At 61.2% G+C, this 19,518-nt stretch carries 17 protein-coding genes; 12 read left to right on the forward strand and 5 right to left on the reverse strand.

Annotated elements, in window-relative coordinates; genetic code table 11:
* Position 1: 1 nt before the first annotated feature.
* Positions 2–961 (reverse strand): YbgA family protein, encoded by a 960-nt coding sequence (locus NAV33_RS00490; RefSeq protein ID WP_255975802.1) that lies wholly within the window; start codon positions 959–961, stop codon positions 2–4.
* Between the two features lie 366 nt (positions 962–1,327).
* Here NAV33_RS00490 and NAV33_RS00495 point away from each other — a divergent pair, with 366 nt between their 5' ends.
* Both NAV33_RS00495 and hemH read left to right on the forward strand, forming a co-directional pair.
* Entirely contained in the window at positions 1,328–2,227 is a 900-nt protein-coding gene (locus tag NAV33_RS00495) for a TIGR01777 family oxidoreductase (protein ID WP_255975804.1), read from the forward strand.
* Between the two features lie 70 nt (positions 2,228–2,297).
* A complete protein-coding gene (gene hemH / locus NAV33_RS00500) occupies positions 2,298–3,323 on the forward strand; it encodes a ferrochelatase (RefSeq protein ID WP_255975806.1) in 1,026 nt (341 codons plus the stop codon).
* Positions 3,324–3,358: 35 nt separating this feature from the next.
* Here hemH and NAV33_RS00505 read toward each other — a convergent pair whose 3' ends face one another.
* Positions 3,359–3,805, reverse strand: coding sequence for a PAS domain-containing protein (locus NAV33_RS00505; protein WP_255975808.1), 447 nt, complete (start codon positions 3,803–3,805; stop codon positions 3,359–3,361).
* Positions 3,806–4,040: 235 nt separating this feature from the next.
* On the opposite strand from NAV33_RS00505, the gene NAV33_RS00510 reads away from it, so the two are divergent.
* Together NAV33_RS00510 and pqqF are read left to right on the forward strand one after the other, a co-directional pair.
* A complete protein-coding gene (locus tag NAV33_RS00510; protein ID WP_255975810.1) occupies positions 4,041–4,997 on the forward strand; it encodes a MerR family transcriptional regulator in 957 nt (318 codons plus the stop codon).
* A gap of 113 nt (positions 4,998–5,110) precedes the next feature.
* Positions 5,111–7,642 (forward strand): pyrroloquinoline quinone biosynthesis protein PqqF, encoded by a 2,532-nt coding sequence (gene pqqF / locus NAV33_RS00515; protein ID WP_255975813.1) that lies wholly within the window; start codon positions 5,111–5,113, stop codon positions 7,640–7,642.
* 76 nt (positions 7,643–7,718) lie between these two features.
* On the opposite strand, the gene NAV33_RS00520 is transcribed toward pqqF, so the two are convergent.
* The 3 genes from NAV33_RS00520 to NAV33_RS00530 all read right to left on the reverse strand — a co-directional run bounded on the left by NAV33_RS00520 (position 7,719) and on the right by NAV33_RS00530 (position 11,354).
* A complete protein-coding gene (locus NAV33_RS00520) occupies positions 7,719–8,420 on the reverse strand; it encodes a fumarylacetoacetate hydrolase family protein (RefSeq protein WP_255975816.1) in 702 nt (233 codons plus the stop codon).
* 61 nt (positions 8,421–8,481) lie between these two features.
* Complete coding sequence (locus NAV33_RS00525) at positions 8,482–10,191, reverse strand: IlvD/Edd family dehydratase (protein ID WP_336605344.1); 1,710 nt, start codon at positions 10,189–10,191, stop codon at positions 8,482–8,484.
* Between the two features lie 116 nt (positions 10,192–10,307).
* Positions 10,308–11,354 (reverse strand): LacI family DNA-binding transcriptional regulator, encoded by a 1,047-nt coding sequence (locus NAV33_RS00530; RefSeq protein WP_255975821.1) that lies wholly within the window; start codon positions 11,352–11,354, stop codon positions 10,308–10,310.
* 216 nt (positions 11,355–11,570) lie between these two features.
* Here NAV33_RS00530 and NAV33_RS00535 point away from each other — a divergent pair, with 216 nt between their 5' ends.
* The 8 genes from NAV33_RS00535 (at position 11,571) to NAV33_RS21495 (ending at position 19,511) form a co-directional block, all read left to right on the forward strand.
* Positions 11,571–12,722, forward strand: coding sequence for a mandelate racemase/muconate lactonizing enzyme family protein (locus tag NAV33_RS00535; RefSeq protein WP_255975824.1), 1,152 nt, complete (start codon positions 11,571–11,573; stop codon positions 12,720–12,722).
* Positions 12,723–12,838: 116 nt separating this feature from the next.
* On the forward strand, positions 12,839–13,810 hold the full coding sequence (locus NAV33_RS00540) for a tripartite tricarboxylate transporter substrate binding protein (RefSeq protein WP_255975826.1): 972 nt from the start codon (positions 12,839–12,841) through the stop codon (positions 13,808–13,810).
* A 38-nt stretch (positions 13,811–13,848) separates the two neighbouring features.
* Positions 13,849–14,316, forward strand: a complete 468-nt coding sequence (locus NAV33_RS00545; protein WP_255975828.1) for a tripartite tricarboxylate transporter TctB family protein — start codon at positions 13,849–13,851, stop codon at positions 14,314–14,316.
* A gap of 35 nt (positions 14,317–14,351) precedes the next feature.
* Entirely contained in the window at positions 14,352–15,860 is a 1,509-nt protein-coding gene (locus tag NAV33_RS00550) for a tripartite tricarboxylate transporter permease (RefSeq protein WP_255975830.1), read from the forward strand.
* A 60-nt stretch (positions 15,861–15,920) separates the two neighbouring features.
* Positions 15,921–16,841: a dihydrodipicolinate synthase family protein gene (locus NAV33_RS00555; RefSeq protein ID WP_255975832.1), complete on the forward strand. Its 921-nt coding sequence runs from the start codon at positions 15,921–15,923 to the stop codon at positions 16,839–16,841.
* A 27-nt stretch (positions 16,842–16,868) separates the two neighbouring features.
* Positions 16,869–17,876 (forward strand): 2-hydroxyacid dehydrogenase, encoded by a 1,008-nt coding sequence (locus tag NAV33_RS00560; protein ID WP_255975834.1) that lies wholly within the window; start codon positions 16,869–16,871, stop codon positions 17,874–17,876.
* Complete coding sequence (locus tag NAV33_RS00565; protein WP_255975837.1) at positions 17,866–19,044, forward strand: alpha-hydroxy acid oxidase; 1,179 nt, start codon at positions 17,866–17,868, stop codon at positions 19,042–19,044. The genes NAV33_RS00560 and NAV33_RS00565 overlap by 11 nt, the downstream gene beginning before the upstream one ends.
* Before the next feature lie 17 nt (positions 19,045–19,061).
* Positions 19,062–19,511, forward strand: a complete 450-nt coding sequence (locus NAV33_RS21495; protein ID WP_423836620.1) for a GlcG/HbpS family heme-binding protein — start codon at positions 19,062–19,064, stop codon at positions 19,509–19,511.
* Positions 19,512–19,518 lie beyond the last annotated feature (7 nt).

The following is a 19,518-nucleotide window of genomic DNA, read 5'->3' on the forward strand; positions in this document are numbered from 1 at the left end:
TTCATATGCCGTTGCGCAGGCTAAGGTCTTCGGGATGCGGCTGCAGATACGCTTGGTCGGCCACATAGCGATCCGGATGGCGGCGGAAATGATGTTTGAGCAACGTTAGCGGTACCACCAGCGGCACGGTGCCTTCGCGGTATTGAGTGATAAGACGTTGAAGCTCCTGCTTGTCTTCGCTGCCGATATCGTTCTTGAGGTAGCCGCTCAGGTGCTGCAGTACGTTGCTATGGGTGCTGCGCGAGGCGGTTTTCTTGAGCGCCGCCATCAACTGGCTGAAATAGGACGGGGCGAACTCATCTAACGGCGTATTGCCGATTGTCGCGACCAGCCGACCGAGCGCCTTGTATTGCAGCGGATCGGTTGCCATCAGCTGATATTTGTAGCGCGAGTGGAAACGAACTACGGCCTTTCGAGTCAGGCCCGCGCTCAGTAGGTGCTGCCATTCGGCGTAGGCGAAGATTCGGGTCAGGAAGTTCTCTCGCAGCACTGGATCATTGAGCCTGCCGTTCTCTTCGACCGGCAAATCTGGCCGCGCCTCCATTAGTGCGCGGGCGAACAGGCCGGAGCCGCCACCCTCGGTCGGGTGTCCGTTGGCCTGGTAAACCTTGACCCGCTCCATGCCGCAAGAAGGAGATTTCTGCATGAGGATGTAGCCGCTGATGTCGTCCAGGTCGACGGCGATGTGCTTGCCATAGGCGGTCAAAGCGTCGCTGACATCCAATTCAGGGTGCACGGTGCCGACGGCTCGAGGGCTGGCCGGATCGCCAACCAGTCGGATCGGTTCTCGCGGTGTGCCCAGGCCAATGGCTACTTCAGGGCAGACCGGCACGAACTCGAAATGGCGAGCCAACGTTTCGCTACACAGACGCGACTCCTTGTGTCCGCCGTTGAAGCGCACCGGGTTGCCGAGCAGGCAGGCGCTAATCCCGACTTTGATGGAGCGTGAGGTATGGGTCATGGATCGGGGCTCAGTGTGAACTTGTACAGTTGGCGAGAGTTGTACAACAATGTGGCCAGCATAAACGCAAGCTTGTACAAGTCAACAAGGCTGTAAGACTCGGCGAGAAAGGCTGATACACATTTCCAGAGCACGCCGCACTGGAAGGACGGGCTCGCTTACTCGATTTCGCTGCGCTTGTTTGCCTTTCGATGCGGCGTTCAAGCAGGTGAAAGCGTCGCTCAAGCGCTGACTGATTAGCCATGTCTTAGGCTAGGCTCTCAATCAATAAGCTGTACAAGCACTGGGCATTGTATGGACGCGTTAGTAGAGCGTCTGGATCTGACTTGGCTCAGCTGCCTATGACGAAAACGCGAGGTGATCGCCGTGAACATATTGCTGACCGGAGGGACCGGACTGATCGGGCGAAAGCTGTGTGAACGCTGGCTGGCCGAAGGGCATCATCTATGGGTATGGAGTCGCTCACCTGAGCAGGTCGCCAAACGCTGCGGTGGTCAGGTGACAGGCATTGGTCAACTTCATGAACTTGGTCAGATGCCTATAGATGCGGTGATCAATCTGGCTGGCGCACCGATCGCCGATCGTCCATGGACCAAGTCGCGACGCCTTTTACTGTGGAATAGCCGCATCAATCTCACGGAGCAGTTGATCGAGTGGCTGTCGGGGCGCGAGCAGAAGCCCCAGGTGCTGATCTCCGGCTCGGCGGTCGGCTGGTACGGTGATGGAGGTGAGCGTGAGCTGACCGAAGACCACTCGCCCGTGACGAACGATTTCGCCAGCCAGCTATGCAACGCCTGGGAAGAGAGCGCCGCTCGTGCGCAGAGGCTCGGGGTGCGTGTCGTGCTGGTGCGTACTGGTCTGGTTCTGGCTCGCGAGGGCGGATTCCTGCAGCGCCTGTTGCCGTTGTTTCGGCTTGGATTGGGCGGGCGACAGGGTAACGGTCGCCAATGGATGCCATGGGTTCACATAGATGATCAGATCGCCCTGATAGATTTCCTGTTGCAGCAGCCCGAGGCGAGCGGCCCCTACAATGCCTGCGCGCCGCAGCCGGTGCGCAACGCCGAGTTCGCCAAGGCGCTGGGGCGCAGTCTGGGGCGACCGGCAGTAGTGCCGGTCCCGGCGCTGGCGTTGAAGGCCGGTCTGGGTGAGTTGTCCGGGTTGATTCTCGGCGGGCAGAGGGCTGTGCCGATGCGATTGCAAGCTGCCGGTTTTCAGTTTCGTTTTGTCGAGCTGGATGCGGCATTGGCGGACCTGCGCAAGCCGTAGCCGCTGTGTGAAAATAGGCCGCTAGCCAATAGGTTGCGGCTAATCCTTAAATAAGTAGTCAGGAATGTGCATGACTGAGCAGGCGTTGTTGTTGGTCAACCTGGGTTCACCGGCGTCCACCGAGGTGGACGACGTGCGCAGCTATCTCAACCAGTTCCTGATGGATCCGTACGTCGTCGACCTGCCGTGGCCGATTCGTCGGCTGCTGGTGTCGCTGATCCTGATCAAGCGCCCGGCGCAATCGGCGCACGCCTATGCCTCGATCTGGTGGCCGGAGGGCTCGCCGCTGGTAGTGCTCAGCCAGCGCTTGACCGAGGCAGTTCGTCCCTATTGGAAAGAAGGACCTGTGGAACTGGCGATGCGTTATGGCGAGCCGTCCATCGAGCGTGCGCTGCTCAAACTGGCGGGGCAGGGCATCAAGCAGGTGACATTCGCGCCGTTATATCCGCAATTCGCCGACAGCACTACGACAACTGCGATCGAAGAGGCGCGTCGGGCTATCCGCGACAAGCGCCTCGACATCAAGCTATCGATCCTGCAGCCGTTTTACGACCAGCCTGAATACCTCGACGCGTTGGTCGACAGCGTGAAGCCACACCTGACGCAGGAATTCGATCATCTGCTGTTGAGCTTTCACGGTCTGCCCGAGCGGCACCTGCACAAGACCGATCCGACCGGCTCGCATTGCCTGAAAACGGACGACTGCTGCCAACGTGCCGAAGGCGCGGTGCTCGCCAGTTGCTACCGCGCTCAATGCCTGCAGAGCAGCACCGCATTTGCAGCGCGCGCCGGATTGCGCCCGGAACAGTGGTCGGTGTCTTTCCAGTCGCGCCTGGGCCGCGCCAAGTGGATCGAGCCCTATACCGAAGCGCACCTGGAAGCGCTGGCGGCAAAGGGAGTAAAGAAGCTGCTGGTGATGTGCCCGGCTTTCGTCGCCGATTGCATCGAGACCCTGGAGGAAATCGGCGACCGTGGCCGCGAGCAATTCATCGCCGCCGGTGGTCAGGAGCTGCAGCTGATTCCCTGCCTGAACACGCACGAAAGTTGGGTGAAGGCGTTGGTTGAGCTGTGTCGCCGGGCACCGCAGGCGTTATAGCTCGCGGACACTTATGGAAAATCAAGCGCGCAAGGTTAGTTCTTCAGGGCGGCGAGCTGGTCCTTGAGTCGCCGGACTTCGGCTTCCAGCTCACGGACCCGCTGCCTGGCCTCGACTTCAGGGCTGACATCCTTTTGGATACCGATGAAGTAGGTCAACTGGTCCGCTTCGTTGAACACTGGCGTAATCGAAAGCTCGTTCCAGAAGGCGCTGCCATCCTTGCGGTAGTTGCGGATGATCTGGCGACACGGCTTGTTGCTCTTGACGGCTTCGCGAATGGCCGCAACACCAATCTGGCTTCGGTCATTCGCCTGTAGAAAACGGCAATCCTGGTAGAGGATTTCGTCCACTTCATAACCGGTCAGGCGCTGGAATGCGGGGTTGGCATAGATGAGGATATTGTCGTCGCCTTCCTGCTCGGCTACCACGATTCCGTCGTTGGAAGCTTCGATTACCAGTTGCAGCAGCTTGGCATTGATCATCTGAGCGTCTCTTGAGCGTGGTCGCGGCATTCTAGAACAAGTTCGAAAAGGGCGGCACGATGCCTTATATCAATGGATTTGCCGCCTTGGCCCCGGTTGGAATGGCGGAAAATCAGAGAATTAGCCGTCAGTTCGGGAGTGCTCCAAGATGTGATCTGTGCCTTGCGTGCGCGGTCTATGTCTGCAGACCCTGGGTTACAATGCGCCAATCCATCTGCATGAGCCTCGCCGCGTCATGACCGAATCCGTCCGTGCTTCCAAGCTGCTTTCTTCCGATTCGCTCAAGCGGGAAGAGCTGTTCCCCATACGTGAAGTGTCGCGCCTGACCGGCGTCAATCCGGTCACGCTGCGCGCCTGGGAGCGGCGCTACGGTCTGATACAACCCACTCGCACCGAAAGCGGCCATCGTCTTTATTCCATGGCCGATATCGAAGCGGTACGCAGCATTCTGGCCTGGACCGAACGTGGCGTTGCAGTGAGCAAGGTGGGCAGCATTCTTTCACGTAGCGCCGCCACCAAGGCCGCTGTTCTACCGGAGCAGCAGGAAGCGGTGGTCGGCGAGTGGGGCGAATGGCAGGCGCTCGTGCAGCGTGCAGTGAGCTGCTTCGACGAGTCCCGACTGGACCAGGTATACGGGCAGATTTTTTCCACCTATCCATTGCCGATCGTCTTTCAGAACGTGCTGCTGCCGCTGTGGCAACAATTGTTGCTGTGTCAGGACGAATTTGGCCGGACCAGCGAATGGTTGTTCCTCGATACGTTCCTGCGGGCCCGTGTGCTGCAGCGTTTGCAGTTAGCGCGTGGCCATGCGGAGGGCCGAGTATTGTTGGCAGCGGTACCTGGACAATGCCGAGAATTGGAATTGCTGATTGCGGGTCTGCTGCTTTCCAGCGAGGCTGTGGCGGTCAACGTATTGGCGATCGATCAGCCATTGGATGAGCTGACGCTGGTCTGCGAAAAGGTCCGACCCCGCGCCCTGGTGCTCTATTCCAATCTTCCGCCAAACGCTGTGTTACTGCGCCAGCTGGCCAAGCTCACGCTGGGCCTCGATTGTCCACTGGCGATGGCGGGTGAAGCGGCCGAATTTTCAGAGCAGAGCCTGCGTGGCTCGCCGGTCGCTTGCCTGGGCAACTCGGGCAAGCTGATGCAGCGCCGCCTGTTGCAGTTCCTCGACGGGCATTTGGATACCTGAACTGGCTGTCGCGATCGCGCTTGCCGGCTGCCTGGGTCATGCTTTGGCACCATTGTGTCGGGCACGGCTTGGCGCGATGCTGTTGGACCCCCAGTCGGAACCACAATGCCGCCATGCACCAGCTAACCGATCCTGCCCAGCGCCCGCCACAAGTGATCTTGACTAGCGGTTTGCGGGTGCGCCTGTTGTCGCTGCCAGAGAGCTCGCACGCTGCGGCGCTGGTGCGCATTCATGCGGGTTCACATGACGCCTCAAAGGCTTATCCCGGTCTGGCTCATTTTCTCGAGCATCTGCTGTTTCTCGGCAGCCGCAACTATCCCGCCACGCACAGCCTGATGCCGTTCGTTCAGCGTTGCGGTGGACAACTGAACGCCTCGACTCGCGAGCGCCATACCGACTATTTCTTTCAACTGCCGGCCGACAGACTGGAAGAAGGCTTGCGTCGCCTACTGGACATGCTCGCCAGCCCGCTGCTCGACCCAGCCGCGCAGTTGCGCGAGCGCGAGGTGCTACAGGCTGAGTATCTCGCCCGCGCGCAGGACGCCGAAACACTGTGCGACGCGGCGTTGGCCAAGGCGTTCGATCAGGTACATCCGTTCACCGATTTTCATGCCGGCAACCGCGACACGCTGCCGGTAGAGGAGGCGCAATTTCAGCAGGCGCTGCGTGATTATCACCAGCGGTTCTACCATTGCGGGCAGATCGAGTTGCTATTGGCCGGCCCGCAACAGGCTGACGAGTTGCAGCATCTCGCTACGCTGGCTGATGGCGCGCTCGCTGCTGGCCCTGCTATCGCTCGCAAGGCACCGTCATTGCGCTGTAGCCGCGATTCCTGGCTTCGCCTGCAGCTGGACAATACCCAGCCGCGCCTGCATCTGGCCTTCGCCCTTGAGGACATGCCCGAGCATTGCGTGCCGGCGCTGGACCATCTTTTCACCTGGCTCGCCTCCGAAGCGCCCGCTGGGCTTGCTCAGCGGCTGCGCGACGAAGAGCTGTGCCTGACGGTAAAGGCGCGCGCGCCTTATTGGTATGCAGGGCAGGGCGTCGTGATTATCGAACTGGCGCTTACCGAACGAGGGTCGAAAGAACGTGCGGTAATTGTCGATGCGGTGCTCGACTGGCTGCGCTTCTTTTCCGATGAGGCACGCTGGCAGCCGTGCCGTGACGAATATTTGCGTATCCGACGGCGAAGCCTGCAGGGCTCCGAGCCGCTGACGCGACTGCGCCATTGGGTGGAGCCGCTGGCCTGGAGCGATAACAGTGACGAAACGGCGATTCGTCATGCGCTGGGTGTGCTGTTGGGGCAGATGATCGCATCGGGCCCGCTGGTTATGACTTCCGATCCCTCCGAATGCGGGCCCGTAGAGACCGGCGGCTTCCCGCTGCGTCTGGCATTCGAGCCGCAGCCAAGAGCAGAGCCGCTAGCGTGGCGCTGGCAGCAACCGGCGCCCAATCCATGGCTGCGGACGGACACCATGCGGCGAAAGACGATCTATCTTGACCCAGCGCTGCGCTGGCTTGGGCCGGAAGCTACGAACGGGCAGGGTGCGCTTTTCGTGCGCTGGCAATTCATTGCCGGTCAGCCTCCGGTGGGACTCTGGCATGTGTTGTGGGATGCGTTGCGGTCACGTATATGGGCGGCGCAGCAGGCCGGTGTCGAGCTGCGCTTCGATGATCTGGGCGATAGCTGGACGCTTGGTCTGAGCGGTTTCGCTGAGGCGATACCCACGATCCTTGGCGACATTTCCCAATTGCTCGTTGAGCCGCCAGTCGCTTCCTTCGTTCAGGGCGTGCAGATGGCCGAGCGCGCCGGAACGCTCAGTGGGGACGACATGCTGATTCGCCAATTGATCAAGCGCCTGCCGCGCCTGCTCGCAGATGTGACTTCTGAAGTGAACGAGCAAGCGGCGCTGGAGCGCTTGGCGGTGTCTCGGCATTGGCAATCAGCGCAGCGGGAGGGGTTGGCGGTCGGTTTTCCGTCGAGCTTGGGTGGCATGCTGGGCGATGCGATCAGCACGTTGCCGGGCGCGCCTGCACCGGCTGTGCCCGATTCGCCTTCACGATCGATGGGCTACCGCTGGCACGATGTCAGTGGTGGGTCGGTCATGGCCGAAACGGCATTTCTGCTGTTCTGTCCATTGCCGGAACGCGATCCCGAATGCGAGGCGTCCTGGCGGCTGCTAGGACGGTTGATCGAAGGTGATTTCTTTCGCCGTCTGCGCAGCGAGCTACAGCTGGGCTACGCGGTCTTTAGCCGCTTCAGCCAGTTCGGCAGTTACCCGGGCATGCTCTTCGCGGTGCAATCCCCAACGGCCTCGGCTGCGCAAATCCTCGGCTACATCCAGGTTTTCCTCGAAGAGTTCGCGATGAGACTGGTCGATCAGTCCGCCGAGATTATCGAGTGCGCCGCCAATGAACTGAGCGATCAGCATGTTGCCGGCCCGGCAGACCTGCGCGCTCGGGCCGAACAAGCCTGGCAAAACTGTCTGGCCGGTCATGACATCACCCGTCCAGCACAAGTCGCCACAGCCATGCGCGCCCTGCGCCGTGCGGACCTGGCTGCTGCGTTAGAAGCCCTGCGCGCCGCCGCCGGTGGTTGGATCGTCGTTACCAATGCGGCTGCGCCGGGTGCATGCTGGTCCTGATCGTCGTTAATGCCCCGCTGCTGCGCGGCGGGGCATTAACGAATGCAACAGCGGACCTGGTAGCGCCCAGTCGTTATCAACCAATTTCAATATCGAGCGTGCCAATACCCTGTACGCCGCCGCTCAGTCGATCGCCGCGCTGCACGGGCCCGACGCCGGCTGGGGTACCGGTCATGATCAGGTCGCCCGGCTCAAGTACGAACAGGCGCGACAGGTAGGCAATCACTTCCGATACCCGCCAGATCTGGGAAGCCAGGTCGCCTTCCTGGCGCGTCTCGCCGTTGATATCGAGCCAGATACGGCCAGACTCCGGGTGACCGATATCGTTGGCCGGCATCAACGCCGAGCAAGGCGTCGCCTGGTCGAACGCCTTGGCCACGCACCAGGGACGGCCCAGCTTCTTGGCTTCGGCCTGCAAATCTCGGCGGGTCATGTCCAGGCCGACCGCGTAACCGAACACATGGTCCAGTGCCGTCTCGGCGGGAATGTCTGCGCCACCGCGATGAATAGCTACCACGAGCTCGATCTCGTGATGCACGTTCTCGCTTCCCGGTGGATAAGGGAAGACATTGCCATCTGGCAACAGGCTGTCGGGGTGCTTGGTAAAGAAGAAGGGCGGCTCGCGGTCAGGATCGTGGCCCATTTCGCGCGCATGGTCGGCATAGTTGCGCCCGACGCAGTAGATTCGCCGCACCGGGAAACGCTGCTCGGTGCCGGCTACAGCGAGACTGGGAATAGCGGGGGTAAACAGGTAGTCCGCTTGCTCTGTCGAGGTCATTTAAAACTCCTGGCTATGGGTGTAGTAACCGCAGCCGTTGGCTGCGGCGCGATAAGGGAGGTCACTTGGGAGAAGGGATGCTGCCGGATTCGTCCAGGCTGCGTAGAAAATCGAAATCGCAGCCTTGATCGGCTTGCGTGACGGTGTCCAGAAACAGCTTGCGATATCCGCGCCCATCGCCTTCCCGCGGCTCTGGCAGCGTCAGGGACTGGCGGCGGCGGGCCATTTCTTCATCGCTCACCAGCAACTCGAGTTTGCGTTCGCTTACGCTCAGGCGCAGGCGGTCGCCACTCTCGATCAGCGCCAAAGGCCCGCCAACGGCCGCCTCCGGCGTGACATGCAGAATGATGGTGCCACCCGCCGTGCCGCTCATGCGTCCGTCGGAAATCCGCACCATGTCCTTCACACCGGCGCGCGCCAGCTTGCGCGGGATCGGGATATATCCGGCTTCCGGCATCCCAGGCGCGCCTTTCGGGCCGATGTTTTTGAGTACCAGAATGTCGTCGGCGTTGACATCGAGGTCCGGGTCGTCGACACGCTGAGCGAGATCCTCCAGGCCATCGAATACCACCACGCGACCTTCGTGCTCCATCAGCTCGGCACTCGCCGCCGATTGCTTGATGATCGCCCCGTCCGGCGCAAGGTTGCCGCGCAGAAAAGCGATGCCGCCCTGCGGATAGATCGGGTTATCCAGCGGGCGCACAACCTCCTGCGGAAAGGCGGCGATTTCGTCGAGCTCTTCACCCAGCGTGCGCCCGGTCACCGTCAGTGCATCGAGGTGCAGGAAGGGCCGCAGTTCGCGCAGTATGGGCGCCAGCCCGCCGGCCTTGTGCAGGTCTTCCATGTAATACGTACCGGACGGTTTGAGATTGACCAGGACCGGAATATTGCGACCGAGCGCGTCGACTTGATCCATGTCGATGTGAATACCGCAACGGCCGGCGATCGCCGCCAGATGCACGATGCCGTTGGTCGAACCGCCAATGGCCAGCAGCACCATCAGCGCGTTCTCGAAGGCCTTTTTGGTCAGAATGCGGTCAGGCGTCATTCCCGACTGGATCATCTTCACCGCCTGCGTGCCGGTGCGCTCGGCAATGCGGATGCGGTCGGCGGTGACCGCCGGTGGCGTGGCGCCGCCTGGCAGCATCATGCCCAGCGCCTCGGTAACGCAGGCCATGGTGCTGGCGGTGCCCATCACCGAGCAGGTGCCGACGCTGGCTACCAACTGGTCGTTGACCTCTGTGATTTCCTGTTGGTCGATCTCCTCGCCGCGGTACATGCCCCAGAAGCGTCGGCAGTCAGTACAGGCACCGACGCGCACGCCGCGGTGGGAGCCGGTCAACATCGATCCGCTGACAAGTTGGATGGCCGGCACGCCAGCGCTCGCGGCACCCATCAATTGAGCCGGGACGGTCTTGTCGCAGCCGCCGATGAGCACCACCGCATCGATTGGCAGGGCGCGGATCATTTCCTCGGTGTCCATCGACATGAGATTGCGCAGGAACATGCTGTTGGGGTGGGCGAAGCTTTCGTGTATCGAAATCGTCGGAAAGTCCACCGGCAGCCCGCCGGCCAGCATCACCCCGCGCTTGACCGCTTCGATCAGCTGCGGCGCGTTGCCGTGGCAGGGGTTGAAGCCGCTGCCTGTGTTGGTGATGCCGACGATGGGCCGCGACAGGGCGTCGTCGGAATAGCCGGCGCCTTTGATGAAGGCTTTGCGCAGAAACAGTGAAAATTCCGCATCGCCGTAGTTAGTCAATCCCTTGCTCATGCCTTGCGCGGGATGCTTGGCCTTGTTGTCATTGTTTTCGGTCATGGCGTTTCCTCTCGATGGGTTGGAACGATGCCGCAGCGCTCGGCACACAGTGACGACGCGGCAGGGTGGGCTTACTCGGGCCTGGTCGGAGCTGGGCCCGAGCTACCCCGTGCTACAAGTTCGGTAGTTGTCTCGATCAGGCCGATGGGTCTCTTGCCCGCAAGAGCTTCGAGCAGATAAGCGCCGGCATAAGCGCCTATCTGCGCAAGATCCACGCGAATGGTGGTTAACGGTGGGGACATGTACTTGGCGTAATCGAAGTCGTTGAAGCCGACTACCGAAATATCTTCGGGCACACGGACGCCCAGGTTCTTGGCGGCCAGCAGTGCGCCGAACGCCAGCAGGTCATTGGCGCAAATGACAGCTGTCGGCCGCTCCGGGCCTCGCAGCAGACGCTGCATGGCCACGATCGCGCTTTCAAGCGTAAGGTCAGCCGCCACGCGCCATTGGGCGGGTAGGTCCAAACCCTCTTCGGCGAGGCGCGCCTGGGTGCCTGCGATCCGGTCACCGACACGGTCGTTGAACGACCGTTCGTTGACGATCATGGCGAACTTGCGGTGCCCCAGGGAAAGCAGATGTTCGACCATCTGCCGCGCAACGACGACGTTGTCGAAGCCGACACTGGGGCGATCACTGTCCTGCGACCAGGCCTGGACGCAGGGAATCCGCTTGCGGTCGATCAGATCCCACATCTTCGGATCGTGGGTGCGGCCAACCACCATCAGGGCGTCCACGCCATGCTCCAGCATGGTCTGCACTTCCTTCAGCTCGACTTGCGAATCGAAGCCGAAACTGGCGACCAGCAGGGTGTAGCCGGCCTCATGCACCGTCTGCTGAAAGGCTGCGAGCGGGCGGGAAAACGTTTCTGTTGCGAGTGTGGGGACGACTGCTCCGATGGTCATGCTGCGCCGTGAAGCCAATGTCCTCGCCGCCGCGTTAAGTACATAGCCGAGCTCATCGCAGGCGCGCTGAACAGCGTGGCGCTTGTCGTCGCTGACCGTCGCGCTACCATTGATAACCCGCGATACGGTAGCCGTCGACACACCTGCCAGTCGGGCAACGTCTTGCAGGCTGGCACGTGACAGCAATGACGAGAAGCCAGGTACCGAATCAGCCATTTCTGTGTCCTTCTGATTGCCGCTGAGCAAATGTTGTTTGACATTAGGAAAAACCGAAACTAAGTTTTTGTAAACGCTTACATCGTATTATTTTGCAAATGTAAGCGATTACATAGCTGCTTTAACTCCCCTAAAACGCCTTTATCAGTAAGTAATTAGGACAGTTGAGACAGGGAATGAAAGCGCTTACATCGGAATCCGAGATGAGGAACAACAATGGCAATAATCAGCTCCATCTCTGTTTGTGCAGCCCGCGTGCCGCTGGATCGGGTCACTTCATTTTCCAATCGCACGGTTCACGCCCGGGACTACGGTCTGGTGAAAGTGACATCCATCGACGGTGTGACCGGCATCGGTTTCTGCTACGTCGGCAGTGCCGGGGGCGAGCTGCTACCGATCGCGGTGGAGAAGCTGCTGGCGCCAGTGCTGCTCGGCCGCGATTCGCTGGACGTCGAGGCGCTGTGGCGGGAGATGTACCAAGAGGCACTGCTGCAGGGCCGGGCTGGCGTCGTCATGCGTGCCATCAGCATTCTCGACACCGCCCTCTGGGATCTTAATGCGCGCAGCGCCGGCCTGCCGCTGCACCGTTACCTCGGTGCGGCCAGTGCCGACCGGGTGCCGGCCTACGCCAGCGGTGGTTACTACCTCGACGGCAAAACTCCCGAATTGCTTGGCGAGGAGATGGCGCACTACGTGTCGCTCGGCTTCAAGGCGGTGAAGATGAAAACCGGCCGCCTCTCGCCGAAGGAAGAAGAAGCGCGAGTCGCGGCGGCGCGCGAGGCCATCGGCCCCGACGTCGAGCTGATGCTGGACGTCAACAACGGCTGGAGCGACGTCACCCAAGCGCTGCAATACGTCCGTCGGTTCGAGCGCTATACCCCGAGCTTCGTCGAGGAGCCTTTCCTGGTCGACGACATCGACAGCCACGCACGGCTGGCGCGGGCCACACCGATTCCCATCGCCACCGGCGAGGTGGAGGTTGGCCGCTGGCGTCACAAGGAGCTGCTCGACAAGGGCGGCGCGGCCATCCTGCAGACCGACGCGGTGGTCTGCGGCGGCATCACCGAATGGCGACGCATCGCCGCGATGGCCGCCGGCTACGGTGTGCCGATGTACCCGCACTGGTTCCACGACGTACACGCACCGCTGGTGGCGGCGACCCCGAACGCCGGCTACGTGGAGTTCTTCTGGGACGACCAGGTCCTTAACTTCCGTCGCCTGATCGACCGGCAACTGCAGCAGGAGGATGGTTACATCAAGCTGCACCAAACCCCAGGGCTCGGTTTCAACTTCGACGAGCAGGCCATTGCGCGCTATTCGATCGGCGCTGACAACCAACCCTGGATGACACTCGAAAACAACCGTTGAGCAACGAAAAGAATCACCCGCTGTAGGGGCGGCGGCGCACGGTTGCCGCCCCTGACCACGTCTGGGCTTGAGTGGCCCAACACGATAAATCCAACAAGAAATGTGGAGTGAGCGAAATGAAGATCAACCAGAAACTGTCCGCTGCCGTCCTGACCGCCGTTACGGCGTTTTCAGTTCCCTTTGCCGCCCAGGCGGAATACGTCGCTGGTGATGAAATCGCCGTGTTGCAGGGCTTCAAGCCGGGCGGCGGTAGCGACGTGCTGGCGCAACTGGTACAGCCGTATCTCACCAAGAGTCTGGGCGCCAATTTCGTCAACGAGTACATCCCGGGGGCGACCGGCGCGATCGCCTGGACGCGCCTGGCCAAGCAGTCGAAGAAGGATGGCTCGGTCATCAGCATCACCAACACACCCATGCTGATGACCAACTACATCATGAACGACGCGATCACCTACAACATCGACGAGCTGACGCCGATCGCCAATGTGGTCACCGACCCGGGTATCGCCGTGGTGGCCAAGGACAGCCCCTATAACACCATCGAGGATCTGCTCGCCGCGGCCAAGGAGAAGCCCGGGCGGATCACCGTTGGCAATTCCGGTATGGGCGGCGATGACTTCTTCACCACGCTATTGCTCGAGAAGGCCACGGGTCTGTCGTTCCAAAAGGTGCCATTCCAAGGCGACGGTCCGTCGTCCACCGCTGCGATGGGTAACAAGATCGATGTCAGCTTCAACAACGTCGGCACCGTCTACAGCCAGGTCAAAAGCGGCAACCTCAAGGCGTTGGCGGTCTTTGCGGACAAGCGGGTCGACAGCCTGCCCGACGTGCCAACTCTGAAAGAGAGGGGCGTCGATGTGGTCGCTGGCTCCTCGCGCGGTTACAGCGCACCGGCCGGGATTCCCGACGAGGCGCGTGACCAGTTGATCGCCGCCTTCGCAGCGCTGAAGAACGACCAGGCGTTCCTGGCAGATGCGAAGAAGCGCGCCCTCAACATCGACATCGTCACCGGCGAAGACTACGGCCAGATGTTCGAGCGCATGGAGAAGGAGTTCCAAGGTATTTGGCAGGAAGTCGACGCCAAGTAACGGTGATGCGATCGCGAACGTAACGAGGGGAAGCGCAGATGAACAAGAATAGGCTGGCACTCGGGCTCTTCGGTATGGCTCTGGCTGCGGTGTTTTTCGTCAATGCCCAAGGTTATCCGGAGGCGGCCGCGCAGATGCCACTGATTTACTCCGTGGCGGTTGGGCTGCTTGCCTTGGCGATGGTGTGTACGGAGTTGCTGCGCTGGCGTTCCGCAAGCGGACTTGATGCTGAGCCGCAGGTCGCTACCGAAGAGGGTGCGCCCAAGCCGCGCTACGCAGTAACCGCCCTGGTCTTCGCCCTGGCCGCGGCCTACGTCGCGGTCATCGGCCCGCTCGGCTATCTATTGTCGACTGCGCTATTCATGGCGCTGGCGCTGTTAGTGATCCGTACGGTCTCGGTGCGTTTCGCGGTGATCGGCACGGTAGTGCTGGTGGCAGTCGTGTGTCTGGTGTTCGTCCAGTTCCTTGGGCTTCCCATTCCATTGCTTCCGCCGGCGCTCTCCTGAGCGCCATCCTTCCACTCTTCGGTGAGGCCTTTTCCGTGGAAAGTTCGATCGTCATGACAGGGTTGATCAACGTATTGACCCTCACCAACTTCGCCGCGATTTTCGGCGGCATCCTGCTTGGGCTATTCGTCGGCGCCATGCCTGGGTTGTCCGCCACCATGGCGCTGGCGCTGTTGCTCCCGCTAACTTTTGGGATGGATCCCGCGACCGGCCTGAGCATGCTGGCCTCGCTCTATGTCGGCGCCTCTTACGGTGGCTCCATTGCCGCCATCCTGCTGCGCACGCCTGGCACCCCCTCGGCCGCCGCGACCGTGCTCGACGGTTTCCCGATGTGTCAGAAGGGCCAGGCGGGAAAGGCGCTGGGCATTTCGCTGTTCGCCTCCTTCATTGGCGGCACCATCAGTGCGTTAGCCCTGCTTATGGCCGCGCCCTTGCTCGGCACCATCGTGGTGGAATTCGGGCCGGTCGAGCTGTTCGCCATCGCCGTGCTCGGGATCACCATCATCGGCTCGCTGGCGCAAGGGTCGGTAATCAACGGGTTGTTCTCCGGCGTCCTGGGACTGCTGATCAGCACCGTGGGCATGGACCTGACCACCGGTACGCCACGCATGGCTTTCGGCAACATTAATCTGTTCTCCGGCATCGACTTCACCGTCGCCCTGATCGGCCTATTCTCGGTTCCGCAGGCGCTGGCGCTGGTGGAAAACTCTAACGCCGCCACTAAGGTCGCCAGCCGCATCACTGACCGGCTGATTCCCAAGCTCTCCGAACTGAAGGCGTTGATGCCCAACATCCTTCGTTCGAGTGGAATCGGCATCGTGGTCGGTCTGATTCCAGGTACCGGCGGCGATACCGCCAGCTGGTTCGCCTACAACGAGGCCAAACGCTTCGCCAAGGACAAGAGCGGCTTCGGTAAAGGCGATCCAGCCGGTGTCGCGGCACCTGAGTCGGCGAACAATGCGGTGGTTGGCGGTGCGCTGATTCCTACCATCGCCCTTGGCATTCCAGGCAGTTCCGCTACCGCGATCCTGCTCGGCGCGCTAATGGTGCAGGGGATTCTGCCCGGCCCGAACCTGCTGAGCGAATATGGCGACGTGACCTACACGCTGATCTGGGCGGTGCTGTTCGCCAACATCGGCCTGCTCGGCGTTGGCTTGATGTTCACCAAGGCCAGCGTGATGGTCACCAAGATCCCGGACGGCTTCGTCGCCTGCGGCATTATCGCGCTGTGCATCATCGGCGCCTACGCGATGAACAACAGCCTGTTCGAAGTGGGCCTGATGCTCGGCTTCGGCCTGTTCGGCTACTGGTTGGCCAAGGCTGGCGTGTCACCGGCCCCCATGGTCATTGGCTTGATTCTCGGACCCGTCATGGAGAACGGTTTTCACCAGTCGATGCTCATCGGCAACGGCGATTACGGCATCTTCCTGTCCAGTCCCATTGCCGTAGTACTGCTGTGCATCGCTGCGTTTTCGATACTGCAGGCAACGCCGGTATTCCGCTGGCTGCTAGCACCCCTGCGCCGGCGCACCCGGCTGGCCTGAAACCAAAAAACCGGCAGCCCGCTTGGGTTGCCGGATTATCAGAACAGAAAGGAAAGCACCATGAGCCAAACCATGGGTCGTGTCTGGTCCCCGGTGATCACACCCTTCACAACGGAGCTCGCGCCTGACCGGGAACGCTTTGTTGCACAGTGCCGCTGGCTGCTTGCCAACGATGTCGGGCTGGCAGTGTTCGGCACCAACTCGGAAGCCAACTCGCTCTCGGTCGAGGAGAAGATTCGGTTACTCGATTTTCTGATCGAAGCCGGTATTCCGGCCGAGCGGTTGATGCCCGGCACGGGTGCCTGCGCGCTGCCCGATACCGTGGCGCAGACCCGTCACGCAGTATCCAAAGGCGTGGAGGGCGTGCTGATGCTGCCGCCGTTCTACTACAAGGGCGTGTCCGATGAGGGCCTGTTCCGCTATTTCAGTGAGGTGATCGAGCGAGTCGGCGATGACCGTCTGCGCATCTACCTCTATCACATCCCGCCGGTCTCCCAGGTGCCGCTCTCGCTGGCATTGATAGAGCGTCTGCTCAAGGCCTATCCGAACAACATAATAGGGGTGAAGGACAGTTCCGGTGATTGGGCCAACACGCTGGCGATGATCGACAACTTCAGCGCCGACGGTTTCCAGGTCTACGCCGGGAGCGAGCATTTTCTGCTACAGACCCTGCGTGCCGGCGGCGCCGGGTGCATCAGTGCCACTGCCAACGTCAATCCAGGGCCGATCGCCACGCTTGCAAAGACTTGGCACGCGGCGGATGCCGACGACCAGCAAGCCGCGTTGACGGGTACGCGAAAGCTGTTCGAGCGCTTCCCGATGATCCCGGCTCTCAAGGCCGCTACCGCCCGCTACAGCGACATCGAGCATTGGTCTCGGGTGCGACCGCCATTGCTGGAACTCAACGAGCAGCAGCGCGGTGAACTTTTTGTCCTGCTCGACGAGGCGGGTTTCGATATGCCCGGCCTCGCGCCCGACTGATAGGGGAGTGTGTAGATGGAGAGGGAGATGAAACGAGTCGTTGCCCTGCGCCGGTTGAAGGCGTCGCATCTGCAACGCCTTCGCGAACACTTCGAAGTTACGTACTTCGAGGAGCCGGAGCGGCAGCCAGAGGCAGTAGCCGTCGCGCTGCGCCAGGCGCATGGGCTGATTGGCGGAAAATTGCAGGTTACCTCTGCGATGTTGGACGAAGCGCCAGGACTGGAAGCCATAGCCACCATTTCGGTGGGTTACGACAACCTCCCGGTGGACGAGCTGAGCCGTCGTGGCATCCTGCTGACAAATACTCCGGACGTGCTCACCGAAACCACTGCCGACACCGGCTTTATGCTCATCATGGCCAGCAGTCGGCGCCTGGTCGAGCTGGCCAACATGGTCCGCGAAGGCCGCTGGACGCAGCATGTAGGCGAGCCTCAGTTCGGTCACGATGTGCACGGCAAGACCCTCGGCATGGTCGGGCTCGGACGCATCGGTCGAGCCATTGCCCGCCGTGCACTGGGGTTCAACATGCGCGTGCTTTACAGCAATGCCTCGTCCAAGCCCGAGCTTGAGGCGGAGTGGGGGCTGGAACACCGTACCTTCGAGCAGTTGTTAGCCGAGTCGGACTTCGTCTGCCTGACCGTGCCGCTGACCGAGCAGACCGAACACTTGATTGGCTACGAGCAGTGCAGGGCAATGAAGCGTTCGGCCTTTCTGATCAACATTGCCCGAGGACGAGTAGTCGATGAAGCTGGTCTGATTCGCGCGCTGAACGATGGCCTGATCGCCGGGGCGGGGCTGGACGTCTTCGAGCGTGAACCGCTGCAGGACTCACCGCTGCTGCGCATGGATAACGTGGTGACCTTGCCGCACATCGGCTCGGCTACGCACGAGACCCGTGAAGCCATGGCCAACTGCGCGGTGGAGAATATCTGTCAGGCCTTGCAGGGCGAACGCCCGCGGGATCTGGTCAATCCGCAGGCCCGCCCGAGCGGGTTTTCAGAACAACAGCAGGAACAGTCTGTAGATGCCAAGTAACCATTCGCGACGCTTGGCGTCGATCCTGAACCTGCACGATCTCGATCGCGCTGCGAAGCGCCATCTGCCGCGGCCGATCTACGGCTACATTGCCAATGCGGCCGAAGACGGGCACACCGCCCGCGCCAATCGCAGCGCCTTTGACGCCTATTCATTCCTGCCGCGGGCGCTGGTAGACGTCTCGAACATTTCGCTGGAAACCGAACTGCTCGGCCAGCGCTACGCCTTGCCGATCGGCATCGCGCCGATGGGCATCAGTGCGCTGTCGGCCTATCGCGGCGACCTGGTCCAGGCGCAGGCGGCGGCCAAGGCCGGCATTCCGATGATTCTCAGCGGCAGCTCGTTGATCCGCATGGAAGACGTGCTCAATAACGGCCAGACCGACTGGTTTCAGGCCTACCTGCCCGGTGATCACGCCGGTATCGAGGCGCTGATCGAACGCGTCCGCACAGCCGGCTTCGACAAGCTGGTGATCACCGTCGATTACCCCGTACCGCCGAACAGCGACAACAACACTCGTTCGGGCTTTTATTCGCCGCTTCGCCCCAATTTGCGTCTCGCCTTTGACGGGTTGATGCGGCCTCGCTGGCTGTTCGGAACCTTTCTGCGCACGCTGCTGAACCACGGCATGCCGCACTTCGAAAACAACTACGCCACCCGCGGCATCGCGGTGATCTCGCGTAACGTGAAGCGTGATTTTTCTGGCCGCACTCACCTCAACTGGAGCTATCTTGAACTGGTCCGAAAGCTTTGGCCGGGCAAGCTGGTGGTCAAAGGGATTCTCCATCCGGACGATGCTCGCAAGGCCCGTGACTGTGGAGCCGATGCGCTCATTGTTTCCAACCACGGCGGGCGTCAACTCGACGGCACTCTGTCGGCGCTGGAAGCGTTGCCCGGTATTGTCGAGGCGGTCAACGATCTTCCGGTGATGGTCGATAGCGGTTTTCGTCGCGGTACGGATGTATTGAAGGCATTAGCGCTGGGTGCGCGCATGGTGTTCATCGGTCGACCATTCAATTACGCCGCGGCGTATGCGGGCGAAGCGGGCGTATCACATGCGATCGAGCTGTTAGGTGCCGAGTTGCAACGTGACATGGCGCTGCTAGGCCTGACGCGGATTGAGGACGTTACCAAGCACTGCCTGGTGAATAACAAAAATAAAAGCTAGATCGTATCGGAGGGCTTATGGGACGCGGATTCCTGTCAGGACTGTGGGACGTAGAAGCCGCCATTTACGCTGGGCCTCCTCCCGTGGAGGATCGTTACCAACTCGGTGCGCATGGGACGGAAGCCGTGTTGAGCGCGGCGCGCGCTGAGGCTGAACGTAATGGCTGGGCGGTATCTATTGCTATCGTCGATTCCACGGGGGAACCGCTCGGGCTTGTCAAACTGGACGGCAGCCCGCCAGACAGTGCTCGATGCGCGATCAAGAAGGCTCAACAAGCAACGGCTGTCGAGCAATGCGGCCTGATGGACGATGCGCTACTGACGACTCACTCCCAACATCCGCAAGCGTCCACAGAAGCCATACCCCTCTACGTGGATAACCGGTGCATTGGTGCGGTTGGAGTCCACGGGGCCCATCGGAGCGAGGCCGCGCAAGTGGCGTATGCGGGTGCGAAGGCTGCTGAATAGAATGTAT

This window comes from Stutzerimonas stutzeri, assembly GCF_024448715.1.
GTDB lineage: Bacteria > Pseudomonadota > Gammaproteobacteria > Pseudomonadales > Pseudomonadaceae > Stutzerimonas > Stutzerimonas stutzeri_AR.